Genomic DNA, 13929 nt, shown 5'->3' on the forward strand with positions numbered 1-13929 from the left:
TGATTGATTCTTAGTTATTCGTTATTATTAAGCTTCGGTTGTATTTCTAACTTTCGTCTGGTACATCACGTTTGGTTTTGTACCTACATACTCAAGCAGATGATACATCCTGTCATCATTTTTCTTTTCAAGAACTTTCGAGTCCTCGTTATTCACATCTCCAAAGACCATCGCTCCTTTATCACAAGCAGCAGAACATGCCGTCTGGAATTCACCATCTTCAATCGTTCGACCTTCGCGTTTAGCATCAAGGATCGTCTTTTGTGTCATTTGAATACACATAGAACATTTCTCCATAACCCCTCTGGAACGTACAGTCACATCTGGGTTAAGCACCATTCTTCCAAGGTCATTGTTCATATGGTAATCAAATTCGTCGTTCTGGGCATAATTAAACCAGTTGAAACGACGTACTTTATAAGGACAGTTGTTTGCACAATATCTTGTACCCACACACCTGTTATAGATCATTTGGTTCTGACCCTGTCTTCCATGAGAAGTTGCCGCAACAGGACATACAGTCTCACATGGAGCATGGTTACAATGCTGGCACATTACAGGCTGAAATACCACCTGTGGATTATCTGCCGGCTGTTCAAGCTCTCCAAATTCAGAAAGCGAACTTCCAAGGCCACCAATATTTTCTTTTTTATCAAGATCGTTCGTGAAGGTATCTTCAGAAGAGAAATAACGGTCAATACGTAACCAGTGCATATCTCTTGATTTTCTCACCTCTTCCCTACCAACAACAGGAACGTTATTTTCAGAATGACATGCGATCACACAAGCACCACAACCCGTACAGGCATTTAAGTCTATACTTAGGTTAAAATGCGGACCGGTAGACCTGTCAAAGCTATCCCACATATCAACTTCAGGAGAAGTTACCGGGGTTTCCTGGTGAGCCAGGGAAACTTCAGGAACATGATTCCAAACGTGAGCATCTTTAGTATTGAATATCTCAAGACTGGTTTCCTTTATAATATCACCTCTACCCATTAAGGTATTATGAAGCTGGACACATGCAAATTCATGCATTCCTGAAGCCTTCTCGATCTTTACTTTTTGAACAGAACTAAAGTTCTTGTATAAAGGATACGCGTTTACTCCTGTTTGCATTTCAGACTGAATACCAGCTTTTCTACCGTAACCAAGCGCAAGACCTACAGATCCTTTTGCCTGACCCGGCATTACATATACAGGTACGTTTTGAACTACCGTATCACCAACACTAAGGTTTACATAACTTCCGTTAAGACCACCGTTGGCAACATTTTCATTCTCCAGTCCAAGTTCTTCAGCATCAGCTTTAGAAACGGTTAGATAGTTATCCCAACTTGCTCTCGAAAGAGGATCTGGTAATTCCTGTAACCATGGATTATTTGCCTGCTGACCGTCACCGATCGCAGTATTTGTATAAAGCGTTAATTCAAAACCTTCACCTTCCATATCGTCCATATTGAACGATACTGAAGAAGAGCCTGAATTTGTTGAAACCGGCATCGCAACGGGAGAAGAAGCTTCAAAAACTCCATCATGAAGCACCTCGCTCCAGTTTCTATCTCCTAATCCGGCAGACCATGTCTCTTTAATATATTCGTAAAAAGACGAATTATTATCAGACCATTTCAAAAGAGTATCCTGAAATTGTCTTGTATCAAATAATGGTCTTATGGTAGGCTGCATTAAGCTGAAAGATTTTTCAGAAAACTGAATATCGCCCCAGCTCTCCAGGTAATGTGGAGTAGCAGCTACATATTTACTTAATTTTGAAGTCTCATCGGTTCTGGTTGTGAAATCTACTACCGTATCAACCTGTTTTAAACCTTCAATAAATTCTTTTCTGTTCGGAAGCGTATGAGCAGGATTTAAACCAGCGATCAAAAGAGCGCCAACACTACCATTATTCATATCTTCTACTAACTGAGCCACTTCAGAAGCATTACCCTGACGAATCATTCTTGCATTTGAAGTATCCATCACAGCGCTACGCAGAGCTTCGTTGATCTCCAACGCCCAGGTTTGAGCTTCTTCATCTGGAATACCACAAACAACTACAGCCCCACTACCTGCTTTTCTAAGCTGACTAGCGGCTTTTACTACAGCATCATCAATTCCCGAAGGAAGATCACTCGTAGATGAACCTCCGGTAACATATCCATTCAAAGCAGCAAGAACTGCTTTTTGTTGAGAAGGCTTTAATGGAACTCGCTTATCTGCGTTTGCACCACTTAGAGACATATTTGACTCAAACTGAATATGACGGGACATATTTCCATTCTCAGGAATTCTTGTCTTCGCATAAGCAGCATCAAAACCACCTCCCTGCCAGTCGGCAAGAAAATCTGCACCCACACTTACTATGGTTTCCGCTTTCGAGAAATCATAATTTGGTAAAGCACGTCGCCCGTATTTAGACTGGAACGCATTCAACGCAGCATCTTCAGAAACGGTATCGTACACTACATGACGTACATTCCCATACTTTGAAGAAAATTCCTGAATTAATTTTGAAGTTGAAGGACTCGCAAATGTTTGCGTTAGAAGAACAATTTCCCCACCTACATTATCAAGTGCAGACTCAACCTCACGGTCAAATTCTTCCCAGGAAACATTTCTACCTTCAATCATTGGGCGTTTCACCCTTTTTGTATCATACAATGAAAGTACCGATGCATGGACACGAGCATTTGCTCCTCCCTTAAACTTCGACAGATCATTATTTTCAATTTTAATTGGCCTACCCTCACGAGTTTTTACCAGAACGCTTGCGAAGTCGAAACCATCAGCAATCGTAGATGCGTAGTAATTCGCGATCCCAGGCACAATTCTTTCCGGTTGCACCACATAAGGAATAGATTTGGTCACAGGGCCCTCGCAGGCAGCCAGTGATGCCGCTGCTGTACTGAAACCAACATACTTAAGGAAATCTCTTCTTGAAGTTTTAGAATCTCCAAGATTCTCTTTATCCCCAAGGAAGTCCTCTACCGGGATCTCCTCAGCAAATTCCTTTTGTTGGAGCGTCTCAACAACAGAGCTGTTTTCATTTAGCTCTTCAACACTTTTCCAGTATTTCTTGTTTGATGACATATTATATCTAGATATTAGCTTCTTAAATTATACCTGAATTCCAGGATTTTAATAGTGACACTTACCACATTCCAATCCGCCCATCTGAGCAGCAGTAAGCTCTTCTACACCATATTTTTTCGATAACTCTTCATGGATCTTCTCGTAATATTCATTACCCTCGATCCTGATATTGGTTTCACGGTGACAGTTAATACACCACCCCATAGTCAAAGGAGCATCCTGATATACGATTTCCATCTCCTCTATAGGACCGTGACATTTCTGACATTCGATACCCGCCACACTTACGTGCTGAGAGTGGTTAAAGTATGCGAAATCCGGAAGATTATGAATACGCACCCACTTTACAGGTTTCTCCTCTCCAGAATAAGTTCTGGAAGCAGGATCCCATCCGGCGGCGGCATATAACTTCTGAATTTCTTTATCGTAAAATTCTTTTGAATAATCTTCTGTAGCTGTTTCAGGAGATACTTCAGCAATCGACTTATGACAGTTCATACATACATTTAGAGAAGGAATCCCTGAATGCTTAGATGTTTTTGCAGAAGAGTGACAGTATTTACACTCGATCTCATTATCACCAGCATGAATTCTATGAGAATAATGAATTGGCTGAATTGGCTGATAGCCCTTATCTACACCAACCTGCATCAAGAATCCGTAAGCAAAATAACCAACTGCCAAAAGAACAAATATCGCGCTCACCAATACCAGGAACTGATTTTCAACAAATGCTTTATGAATTGGCTTTCTTTTAGGCTTTTCCGGAATTACGATCCCAGAAGCATCAGCAAAATTTCTAAGTGTTTTGTTAACCAGGAACAAAACCAATAATAATATAGCCAATACAAAAACCAGGATACCAAGGATCACATTTGTAGAAACTCCTCCAGATCCTCCGGCAGCTCCAGCTTCTCCAGCAGCACCTCCAGTAGCCGCTTGTGGCTCCGGCTTTGGCTGCTCTACGTAAGCAAGAATATTATCAATATCAGCATTAGTTAACTGAGGAAATGCAGGCATCGCCGTTTGACCCCACTCTTCATAAACAGCTTGTGCTTCAGAATCGCCACTTGCGATCAATGCCGCTGAATTTTTAATCCACTCATAGATCCAGGTCATTTCATGCCTGTCTGTCACGCCATTCAAGGCAGGACCAATGGAGTTTGAATAAGGTTTATGACATGCAGCACAAAGAGAATTAAACAATTCTTTTCCTGCGGCAGCATCCCCCAAACTTGAAGCTGCAGCATCTGAAGCAGTAGCCTCCTGACCAGCTTCAGCCTGTGCAGTAGTATCCTGCGCCGTCTGAGCCTGAGCAAAGCCGGAAAGGGTGAATGTAAATAAAAATGCTACGCTTAATAGTAGTTGTCGCGAAGTTGAATGGCGGAAAATCACCTTTTTCATATTATAAGTTCGATTAACGTCTAAACTTTGGTACGGTTTTTACACTCAGTATTTTAGGGCTAAAAACCTAAAAAGGTACCTTTAAATTCAGGCACAAAAGTAATACTTATAGACGATTTTAGGAATGTTACATAAGTGTTAATGGTTAATTTATATTAGTTCTAAATAATAATTTACAACCTGTTTAAGTTATTTAATTTTACATTTGTCAAAAAGCCAGAATACCATGAGAAAACCAACATCCCTGTTTCTTTTATCTTTCGCTGTTCTTTTATTCATTTCCAATCAAAAAATGAATGCTCAGGAAGGCAATGTTTCTATTCAACAAAACCAAAAGATAGAAAAACTAATGGAAGTCAAAACCGAACTGAATAAAAATAACAAGATCGGTGATCGTTATGTTATTCAGTTATTCTATGGTGACAATGGGGAAGCAAACGAGGTGATCCAGAAATACAGGAATACCTATAATTACCCTTCACAAATTACTTATGAAGCACCTAATTACAAAGTATGGGTCGGGAATTTCAGAAGCAGACTAGAGGCTGATCGAGCGCTTTTGAAAGTAAAGGAAAACTTTCCTTCCGCCTTTATCCCAAAACCCCAACGCCGATAATTTTAAAATTATAGCATAAAAAAAGCGACTCAGGAATGAGTCGCTTTTTTTATGCCATTACAAGCCCCTATTTAGACTTCAAGGTTTTCTTAACCTCCACCTCTCTAAAGGCTTCAATTACGTCTCCCTCTCTAATATCATTATAATTCTTAACCTGCATACCGCAGTCGTAACCTTTCTTCACTTCTCTAACATCGTCTTTGAAACGTTTCAATGAAGAAAGCTCACCCGTGTAAACAACCACACCATCTCTAATAAGGCGCACACCGGCACTTCTATAAATTGTTCCTGAAGTTACCATACATCCGGCAATAGTTCCGATTTTAGAGATCTTGAAAGTTTCTCTAATTTCAGCAGTACCTGTAATCTCCTCTTTTAATTCAGGAGAAAGCATACCTTCCATCGCATCTTTCAGATCGTTGATCGCATCATAGATAATAGAATATGTTCTGATGTCGATTTCTTCCTTATCGGCAACCTGTCTTGCATTTCCGGCAGGACGAACGTTAAATCCAATGATTACTGCGTCAGATGCTGAAGCAAGCAACACATCACTTTCAGTAATTGCACCTACTCCTTTATGTATGATATTTACCTGAATCTCTTCCGTAGAAAGCTTCTGGAAACTATCTGTTAGTGCTTCCACAGAACCATCCACATCACCTTTCAGGATAATATTCAATTCTTTAAAGTCTCCAAGAGCGATACGTCTACCAATCTCATCAAGCGTTATGTGACGCTGAGTTCTAACATTCTGCTCACGTTGTAATTGAGTACGTCTTGCAGCAATATCTTTAGCTTCACGTTCATCTTCCATCACCTTGAAAGTATCCCCGGCCTGTGGCGCACCATCAAGACCAAGAATTGAAACCGGTGTTGAAGGGCCTGCCTCTTTCACCTCATGACCGCGCTCATCGTGCATAGCCTTTACCTTACCACTATGTCTACCGGCCAGCACATAATCTCCTACCTTAAGCGTACCTGCCTGCACTAGTATGGTTGCAATATAACCACGACCTTTATCAAGGAAGGCTTCTACAACTGTACCCTTAGCAAGTTTTTTAGGATTTGCCTGCAATTCCAGGATCTCCGCTTCAAGAAGCACTTTTTCAAGCAATTCTTTTACACCAGCTCCTGTTTTTGCAGAAATATCGTGTGACTGAATCTTACCACCCCAATCTTCAACAAGAAGATCCATGGAAGCTAGTTTTTCCTTAATTTTTTCCGGATTTGCCGTTGGCAAATCAGATTTGTTAATTGCAAAGATGATCGGCACTCCTGCCGCCTGGGCGTGAGAAATCGCCTCTTTTGTTTGAGGCATCACATCATCATCTGCCGCGATCACAATAATCGCGATATCAGTAACCTGTGCACCACGAGCACGCATCGCCGTAAAGGCTTCGTGACCCGGTGTATCAAGGAAAGCTATTTTTTGTCCGCCTTCAAGCTTTACTCCGTAAGCACCAATATGCTGAGTAATTCCACCACTTTCCCCGGCAATCACATTCTCTTTACGAACATAATCTAGTAAAGATGTTTTACCGTGGTCTACGTGACCCATTACCGTTACAATTGGAGCTCTTGTTTCAAGATCTTCCGGATTCTCTTCTACTTCTTCAACAGTCTCTTCAACATCGGCGGTTGTAAACTCAACCTCATAACCAAATTCTTCAGCAACAATACTAAGAGTTTCAGCATCCAGACGCTGGTTCATCGTAACCATCATCCCAAGAGACATACATGCAGAAATCACCTGAGTTACAGAAACATCCATCATAGTTGCAACCTCACTCACAGTAACAAATTCTGTTACTTTTAAGATCTTTTCGTCAGATTCCTGCTGCGCAAGATCCTGCTCAGATCTTTGACGGTGCTGATCTCTTTTCTCTCTTCTATATTTTGCTCCCTTACCTTTAGAAGATTTACCCTGAAGTTTTTCAAGTGTTTCACGCACCTGCTTCTGTACTTCTTCCTCGGTAGGCTCTTCTTTAGTAATAGGTTTACTTCTGGTTCTTCCACCTTTCTTGGCTCCACCGCGCTGGTTGTTTCCACCTCCACCTTTTACATCTTTACTGATGCGACGGCGACGTTTCTTGCGCTTATCTTTATCATCTTTCTTATCGTCTTTCTTCTCCTCCTTCTTCTTAACAGGTTTCTTGAATTGAGAAAGATCTATCTTTTTACCGGTGAAATTAGGACCATTAAGTTTGGTATACTTAGTCTCTATCCTATCAGACTCCTTTTCTTCAGACTCGCCGGCTTCGGCAGGTTCTTCAGGTTTAGATTCTTCTTTTTTAGCTTCCTGAGGCTTAGCTTCTTCCTTCTTAGGCTCAGCTTTTTCTTCCTCTTTCGGCTTTTCTTCCTTTTCTTCTGCTTTCGCAGCAGGCTTTTCAGGTTGCTTAGTTTCTTCAGCTTCTTTGACAGGTTCTTCAGCTGGAGTTTCTTTTGCTTCCTCTTTAGGGGCCTCGACTTTTTCTTCTTTCGGTTTTTCGCCTGGCTTTTTATCCAGATCTATCTTCCCGACAGTTTTTGGACCTTCAAGCTTGGCTCTAGACGACACAGCTTCTTCCTGCTTCTCTTTCTTCTCCTCGTCTGCCTTACGCTTTTCTTCGATCTCCTTGCGAAGTTCTTCCTTTTCCTTCTTTCTCTCCTCTCCAACTTCTTTAGAAGCAACCTTTTTACTCTTGTCGGTTTGGAATTCATCAGAAAGCACCTCGTAGATTTCTCCCGAGATCTTGGTCGTTGGACGTGCATCTATCTCATAGCCTTTGGAAGTAAGATATTCCACAGCCCTGTCTAACGAGATATTGAACTCACGTAGAACTTTATTTAATCGCGTTGTTTTCGCTTCTGCCATAAATTGCCCTCTAAATTAACCTCTTTTAATGTAAACTATATTAAAAAAATATTATTCTTCAAATTCTGAACGAAGAACAGCCATCACATCTTTAATGGTTTCCTCTTCAAGATCTGTACGACGAACAAGATCATTAACATCCTGCTCTAATACAGCCTTTGCAGTATCCAGACCTATTTTAGAAAACTCAGCAATCACCCAGTCTTCTATTTCATCTGTAAACTCTTTTAACTCAACATCTTCCTCTACTCCTTCACGATACACATCTATTTCATAACCCGTCAACTGACCTGCCAATCTAATATTGTGCCCTCCTCGACCAATTGCCTTAGAAACTTCTTCCGGCTTCAGCATAACCTCCGCTGTTTTCGCTTCTTCGTCCATTTTAATGGAAGTTATTTTTGCAGGACTTAAGGCCCTTGTAATAAATAACTGTTCATTATTGGTGAAATTGATCACATCTATATTCTCATTCCCCAGTTCACGTACAATACTGTGTATTCTGGAACCTTTCATCCCCACACAAGCTCCAACAGGGTCTATTCTATCATCATAAGAATCTACCGCTACTTTTGCTTTCTCACCAGGAACACGAACCACTTTTTTGATCGTAATTAAACCATCAAACACTTCCGGGATTTCCTGTTCGAATAATTTCTCAAGGAAACCGGGAGCGGTTCTGGACATAATGATCGTAGGCTTATTACCTTTTAACTCGACGCTCTCAATAATCCCTCTAACATTTTCTCCTTTACGGAAGAAATCTGAAGGAATCTGGCGATCTTTTGGAAGCACAATCTCATTCCCTTCATCATCGAGAAGAATAATTGCCCTGTGCCTTATATGATGAACTTCAGCAGTATAAATTTCTCCTTCAAGATCTTTAAACTGCTTGTAAATATTTGTATTATCATGCTCATGAATCTTAGAGATCAGGTTTTGACGTAGCGCTAAAATCGCTCTTCTACCAAGATCTACCAGCTTCACTTCTTCAGAAACATCTTCCCCAACTTCAAAATCGGGCTCAATTTTTCTTGCCTGAGCTAAAGAAATCTCCCTGTTTGAATCTTCTACCTCTCCATCTGCCACTACGATTCGGTTTCTCCAAATCTCAAGATCCCCTTTATCAGGGTTTACAATAATATCAAAATTATCGTCTTCTCCATACTTTTTCTTTAAAGCATTTCTAAAAACATCCTCCAGGATCGCCATCAGCGTAACACGATCTATAAGTTTATCGTCTTTAAACTCTGAGAATGACTCAATCAACGCGATATTTTCCATATCAATTTGTGATTAAAATGTTATTTTAACTTTTGCTTCCACAATATCAGTATAAGGCACTACCGCCTCTTTCTGTACTGTCACTTTCCCTTTACCAACTGGCTTGGGCTCTCTTGCTTTCCATGAAAGCTTTATTTCACTATCATCTGCAGATACAAGATCGGCTTCGAATTTTTCATTCTCCGTCCTCACCTTTAACCTGCGACCAATATTTTTCTTGTATTGTCTTGGCATTGAAAGAGGCTCAGAGACTCCTGCCGAAGTAACTTCAAGAGAAAAATCTTCCTCTTCCCTGTCCAGGTTATGCTCAATCCCACGGCTCACCAGGATACAGTCGTTTACGGAAACACCTTCATCACCGTCCAACACTATCTTAATATGGTTGGCGGAGTTTACCTCAAGGCTTATTAAAAATAATGAATTATTTTCTTCGAATACCTTCTCTGCTAACTTTTCTACCTTCTCCTTCAGCATGCTTATAAAAAGAGGGGACTTCTGTCCCCTCGCTGTACTTTTTTAGTTTCAACGCTGCAAATATAGCAATATTTTCCAAGTATAAAAACGTGGAAATAAATGAAATGAGCTAAAACAGAATTTCTCTTTTGGGAATAGCAGGTATTAGCAATCGCAGCTAACCATAAAATAATAAATAACCGGGAACAGATGAAATATTCTTTGTAAATTTAATAGAGCTATAATTTTTAAGCATTTAACTTCAATCATGAGAAATATCCTTGTTCCCACAGACTTTAGCGACCAGGCTGAGAAGGCTCTGAAAGTTGCTGCACAGCTAGCCCGAAAATTCGATGGCGAGATCTATTTGTTGCATATGCTAGAGCTTCCCCTTCAGCTAATAGATCCCATTGGTGGCGGAGGTCAAAATATTCCTGAAGCCATTTTTTTTATGAAACTCGCCCACCAGAGGTTTGCGAAAATTATGAAAGAACCTTACCTGAAAGGTATTAAAGTTCATGAAACCGTAGAATTTCATCGAGCGTTTGATGGTATTATGGAAATTGGAAAAGAAAAGGAATGCGACCTGATCGTAATGGGTTCGCATGGAGCAAGTGGGTTTCAGGAAATGTTTATAGGCTCCAATACAGAAAAAGTGGTTAGACATTCAGAAATTCCAGTGTTAGTGATCAAGAATGAAATCTCTGATTTTGATATTAAAAATTTTGTACTGGCAACCGATGCCAATAATGATCACAAACATGTTCTAACAAAAGCTGTAAAATTTGCTAATACAATTAATGCAGATCTTCATTTGCTCTATGTAAACACCCCTAACGATTTTATAACAAGTGAGGAAGCCAATGCAAGAATGATGGAGTTCGCCGGTGATTCAAATCACAAAAAATACACTATTCACATATATAACGACATAAGTGTTGAAAAGGGCATCCTTAATTTTGCGCAGAAGATAGATGCCGGACTTTTAGGCATAGGCACACATGGCAGAAAGGGAATCGCACACTTCTTTAATGGCAGTATAAGTGAAGATCTTGTAAACCATGCTAAGCGACCTGTGGTCACTTTTAAAATTTAAAGAAAGGATTTTAATGCTCCGTTCTTTAAGAGATTCCATAGATAATTCCAGAATGATTTGGTCTTATCCCGAATAAAGCTAATTTCTTTATAATTTGCCTTTTTATTGATCGCTTTATTTTTCACAATAAGATTTGCGAGCGCAGATACTATTTTGTTTTTCTTTGAACCATCCTTACGAAGGACCTCTATTTTAAAATCTTTATATTCTAATCTCATATCGCCGCTACCTTTGGTATGATTTCCATAAAAATTAAAATACATATTTAAAATTTCACCTTTCGCCTCTATATTCATTGCGGGCTTCATAAAATTATTCATTTTATCTGCTGCAAGCCTTCCCATATTCCCGGTAATATGAAAGCGGTCGCTCCTGTCGCTAATATCAAACTCCATATTCACCTTTAAAGGAGCCTGTTGCATAAAATTGGCGGTTGCAATTAAAACTGTCTTTGGAAAATTCTTTCTGGTTAGGTTGAGATTCGTAATATTCTTTATTTGAGCGTTGAGATTCGAAAAATCAACCACCCCACTTTCTCTATCGGCTTGAATTTTTTCTTCATATCTTAAATACGCTCTATTAATTTGAATGCTATCTAACTGAATCAGGATTGGCATCTTCCTTATCATCTCACTATAAAGTGGTTTAATACTGGTATCATCCGGCTGAAGCTTATCCCTGTAAATATCATAGTAAACACCTGAAATTTTAGTGAGAGGATTCTGAATTTTTAGTGAATCATTCTGCATAGACCAGCTAAAATTATTCATGGACAGGGAATCTATTTTCAGCTCATATCTATCCTTTTCAACGGGGGTGGTTTTCTGATGTCCAGCTTTCGAAAACCTGGGTATGATCTTTAGATCTTTTATCAAGACTTTATTATTATCCATAACAAAATCTCCAGCTCCCAGTTTATGTCGTTCATCAAGATCATAAAAAACACTATCTGACTTTAAAAGTATCAGATCATAATTAAAAGGGACGGTTTCTTTTAAGGTTTTAGCGTCAAGCCGCACCTGTTCCATTTTAATGTCTTTTATTTTTGCGTATAGCTTATGAGACGAACTATCTTTTTCAAAGATCTGTAGACTTCCTCCAGCAATATTTACATTCTTAATAAGTACTTTATTCTTAAAACTGACACTCTCTTTTTTTGCCGAGGTAGAATCAACGTTATCTTCCTGAAATTTAAAAACCTTTATTACGGGATTGGAAATATGAAGATCTCCAACTATGATATTCTTTTGAGAGATATAATCCCAAAGCTGAATATCATCTAATTGAATTGCATCCACCTTTAAAGTCTTACCCTTCACCGTAAAAAAAGGATTGGTCACTTCAGCGCTTCGATCTAAAAGTTTTACATCTACTTTCTCAAAACTTCCATTTGCCTTCTTAAGGTTTTCTTCTATACTAGTTCTAATCCTGGTTTCAAGATAATTATTTAATAACAATAAAGTAAGCGCCAGCACTCCAATCCCAATAAGAGTACCAACCGCAATTTTTGTAGTTCTTTTCAATGTTAGATCTAATTTGTGAAACCAATTTACAATTCAGAGTGTATCAAAAACCTTGTTTAAGAATTTTTAACTTAAAAGTTTGTAATTCAGAAGTTGCCAAAGTTAAATTTTCGTCAAACTTGGGATAATACTTCCTCGGTATGATAATTGGATAGTATATTTGGAATAAATCAAAAAGAAAGAATGTTTTTAAAGGTCGGTATAAAAGTATTATTTGTTATCACGGAGATTTTCCTGGGTTTTTACAGTCTTGTAATTACCGAAAGTCTATTGATCAAATTCTTATTTTTCGCTGTGACTGCCGCAATTATTGCATTCGCGATGCTTAAAACGATCAATAAAATTTTACCAACAGATAGAGGTTTGGTAGAAATTCCAGCTGATGAACAAGAATAAAAATTAGCAAGTAGATATATTGAAAAATCCGTTGAAGAACTCAACGGATTTTTTTTATTTATTTTGCCCTTCATTTTAATCAAAAAATATGAGGCTTGTTTGCCTTTCAGACACACATAATTTTCATCATGATATCGCAATTCCAGACGGAGATATTTTAATTCATGCCGGCGATTGCACCGATGGAGGAACCAGAAATGAAACCGAAAATTTTTTAAGATGGTTTTCCCTGCAATCTCATAAACATAAAATTCTAATTCCCGGAAATCATGACTTCTATTTTGAAAAGCCCGAGCAGCTGCGTAATGTTCCAGAAAATATAAACTTACTTATTGATCGTGGCGTAAAAATTCACGGATTTCAATTTTGGGGATCTCCCGTTACTCCAGGTATGGAAAACTGGGCTTTTAACAGAGAAAGAGGTGCCCCAATTAGACATCACTGGAATCTCATCCCTGAAAATACTGATATCCTTATCACCCATACACCACCATACGGAACCTTGGATGAAATTAGTAGTGGTATAAAATTAGGCTGTGAAGAATTAAATAAAATAGTGAAATTTATTAAACCTGAATATCATTGCTTTGGTCATATTCATCATGCTGCGGGCTCTACCAAACAGTCATCTACCCAATACTTCAACCTATCTATTTTAGATGAACGTCATCGCATTATGCATTCACCCCGTATAATTGACATTTAAACCAAATATCTAGTTAAGAAACTTCTGATGAAGTTAAAATAATATTAACGGGCAAAGTATTACATTTTTTTTAACAGCTTTTATGCTGTCTAATAGTAATTTAGCCAAGAATAAATGTCGAAAAGCAATACATCCATGAATACAACTACTCCCCCGGAGATTCTTGACGAAGTCAAAAATCTTATTTCTTATAGCATTATCAATAAAGGTCAGGAGAATTCTAATTTTCAGATCATGCATAGAGCTATCATAAAAAAGTATTTTGAAGCGAAGCATGTGAATATTAATTATGACGATCAAACTATCGATCTGCAACTACCAGTTGGCAAAAAAAAATATACAAATATTACATTTGAATGTATGGACCTGGAAAGATTTCTTAGATCCTGTCTTAAGAAAGATGAGAAAAGTATCTTCTTTTATCAAGATATCTTAGATCATTACAATATTACTACGGCAGCATAATTTTCTCTTCGATTTACACTAAATAGATATAAGCTT

11 protein-coding genes are annotated in these 13929 nt (G+C 38.7%); 5 read left to right on the plus strand and 6 right to left on the minus strand.

Annotated features, from left to right (window positions below):
- Positions 1-27: 27 nt before the first annotated feature.
- Together BLT95_RS08105 and BLT95_RS08110 are read right to left on the minus strand one after the other, a co-directional pair.
- On the minus strand, positions 28-3090 hold the full coding sequence (locus tag BLT95_RS08105; RefSeq protein WP_089665600.1) for a TAT-variant-translocated molybdopterin oxidoreductase: 3063 nt from the start codon (positions 3088-3090) through the stop codon (positions 28-30).
- A 48-nt stretch (positions 3091-3138) separates the two neighbouring features.
- Positions 3139-4497, minus strand: a complete 1359-nt coding sequence (locus tag BLT95_RS08110) for a c-type cytochrome (RefSeq protein ID WP_089665601.1) — start codon at positions 4495-4497, stop codon at positions 3139-3141.
- A 226-nt stretch (positions 4498-4723) separates the two neighbouring features.
- Here BLT95_RS08110 and BLT95_RS08115 point away from each other — a divergent pair, with 226 nt between their 5' ends.
- The gene (locus BLT95_RS08115) at positions 4724-5113 is read left to right on the plus strand and encodes an SPOR domain-containing protein (RefSeq protein WP_089665602.1); all 390 of its coding nucleotides are present in this window, start codon (positions 4724-4726) and stop codon (positions 5111-5113) included.
- A 67-nt stretch (positions 5114-5180) separates the two neighbouring features.
- Here BLT95_RS08115 and infB read toward each other — a convergent pair whose 3' ends face one another.
- Genes infB through rimP form a run of 3 tightly spaced genes read right to left on the minus strand, consistent with a single transcriptional unit; the run spans position 5181 to position 9728 of the window.
- Positions 5181-7970 (minus strand): translation initiation factor IF-2, encoded by a 2790-nt coding sequence (gene infB / locus BLT95_RS08120; RefSeq protein WP_089665603.1) that lies wholly within the window; start codon positions 7968-7970, stop codon positions 5181-5183.
- Positions 7971-8021: 51 nt separating this feature from the next.
- Positions 8022-9254 (minus strand): transcription termination factor NusA, encoded by a 1233-nt coding sequence (gene nusA, locus BLT95_RS08125; RefSeq protein WP_089665604.1) that lies wholly within the window; start codon positions 9252-9254, stop codon positions 8022-8024.
- A 12-nt stretch (positions 9255-9266) separates the two neighbouring features.
- Positions 9267-9728, minus strand: a complete 462-nt coding sequence (gene rimP, locus BLT95_RS08130) for a ribosome assembly cofactor RimP (RefSeq protein ID WP_089665605.1) — start codon at positions 9726-9728, stop codon at positions 9267-9269.
- A 247-nt stretch (positions 9729-9975) separates the two neighbouring features.
- On the opposite strand from rimP, the gene BLT95_RS08135 reads away from it, so the two are divergent.
- Complete coding sequence (locus tag BLT95_RS08135; protein ID WP_089665606.1) at positions 9976-10803, plus strand: universal stress protein; 828 nt, start codon at positions 9976-9978, stop codon at positions 10801-10803.
- On the opposite strand, the gene BLT95_RS08140 is transcribed toward BLT95_RS08135, so the two are convergent.
- Complete coding sequence (locus tag BLT95_RS08140; RefSeq protein ID WP_089665607.1) at positions 10800-12326, minus strand: hypothetical protein; 1527 nt, start codon at positions 12324-12326, stop codon at positions 10800-10802. The two genes, BLT95_RS08135 and BLT95_RS08140, sit on opposite strands and share 4 nt — an antisense overlap.
- 183 nt (positions 12327-12509) lie before the next feature.
- Here BLT95_RS08140 and BLT95_RS08145 point away from each other — a divergent pair, with 183 nt between their 5' ends.
- The 3 genes from BLT95_RS08145 (at position 12510) to BLT95_RS08155 (ending at position 13893) form a co-directional block, all read left to right on the plus strand.
- A complete protein-coding gene (locus tag BLT95_RS08145; RefSeq protein ID WP_089666881.1) occupies positions 12510-12722 on the plus strand; it encodes a hypothetical protein in 213 nt (70 codons plus the stop codon).
- Between the two features lie 88 nt (positions 12723-12810).
- Positions 12811-13428 (plus strand): metallophosphatase domain-containing protein, encoded by a 618-nt coding sequence (locus tag BLT95_RS08150; protein WP_089665608.1) that lies wholly within the window; start codon positions 12811-12813, stop codon positions 13426-13428.
- Positions 13429-13542: 114 nt separating this feature from the next.
- Positions 13543-13893, plus strand: a complete 351-nt coding sequence (locus BLT95_RS08155) for a hypothetical protein (RefSeq protein ID WP_231896346.1) — start codon at positions 13543-13545, stop codon at positions 13891-13893.
- Positions 13894-13929 lie beyond the last annotated feature (36 nt).

The sequence above is a fragment of the Gramella sp. MAR_2010_147 genome (assembly GCF_900105135.1).
In the GTDB taxonomy this organism is placed as follows: Bacteria; Bacteroidota; Bacteroidia; order Flavobacteriales; family Flavobacteriaceae; genus Christiangramia.

Bases quoted from the DNA above. Each gene is read 5' to 3' on its own strand.
- BLT95_RS08135 (WP_089665606.1), top strand. From the start codon at position 9,976: ATGAGAAATATCCTTGTTCCCACAGACTTTAGCGACCAGGCTGAGAAG.
- BLT95_RS08110 (WP_089665601.1), bottom strand. From the start codon at position 4,497: ATGAAAAAGGTGATTTTCCGCCATTCAACTTCGCGACAACTACTATTA.
- BLT95_RS08150 (WP_089665608.1), top strand. From the start codon at position 12,811: ATGAGGCTTGTTTGCCTTTCAGACACACATAATTTTCATCATGATATC.
- BLT95_RS08155 (WP_231896346.1), top strand. From the start codon at position 13,543: ATGTCGAAAAGCAATACATCCATGAATACAACTACTCCCCCGGAGATT.
- rimP (WP_089665605.1), bottom strand. From the start codon at position 9,728: ATGCTGAAGGAGAAGGTAGAAAAGTTAGCAGAGAAGGTATTCGAAGAA.
- BLT95_RS08145 (WP_089666881.1), top strand. From the start codon at position 12,510: ATGTTTTTAAAGGTCGGTATAAAAGTATTATTTGTTATCACGGAGATT.
- BLT95_RS08105 (WP_089665600.1), bottom strand. From the start codon at position 3,090: ATGTCATCAAACAAGAAATACTGGAAAAGTGTTGAAGAGCTAAATGAA.
- BLT95_RS08115 (WP_089665602.1), top strand. From the start codon at position 4,724: ATGAGAAAACCAACATCCCTGTTTCTTTTATCTTTCGCTGTTCTTTTA.
- infB (WP_089665603.1), bottom strand. From the start codon at position 7,970: ATGGCAGAAGCGAAAACAACGCGATTAAATAAAGTTCTACGTGAGTTC.
- nusA (WP_089665604.1), bottom strand. From the start codon at position 9,254: ATGGAAAATATCGCGTTGATTGAGTCATTCTCAGAGTTTAAAGACGAT.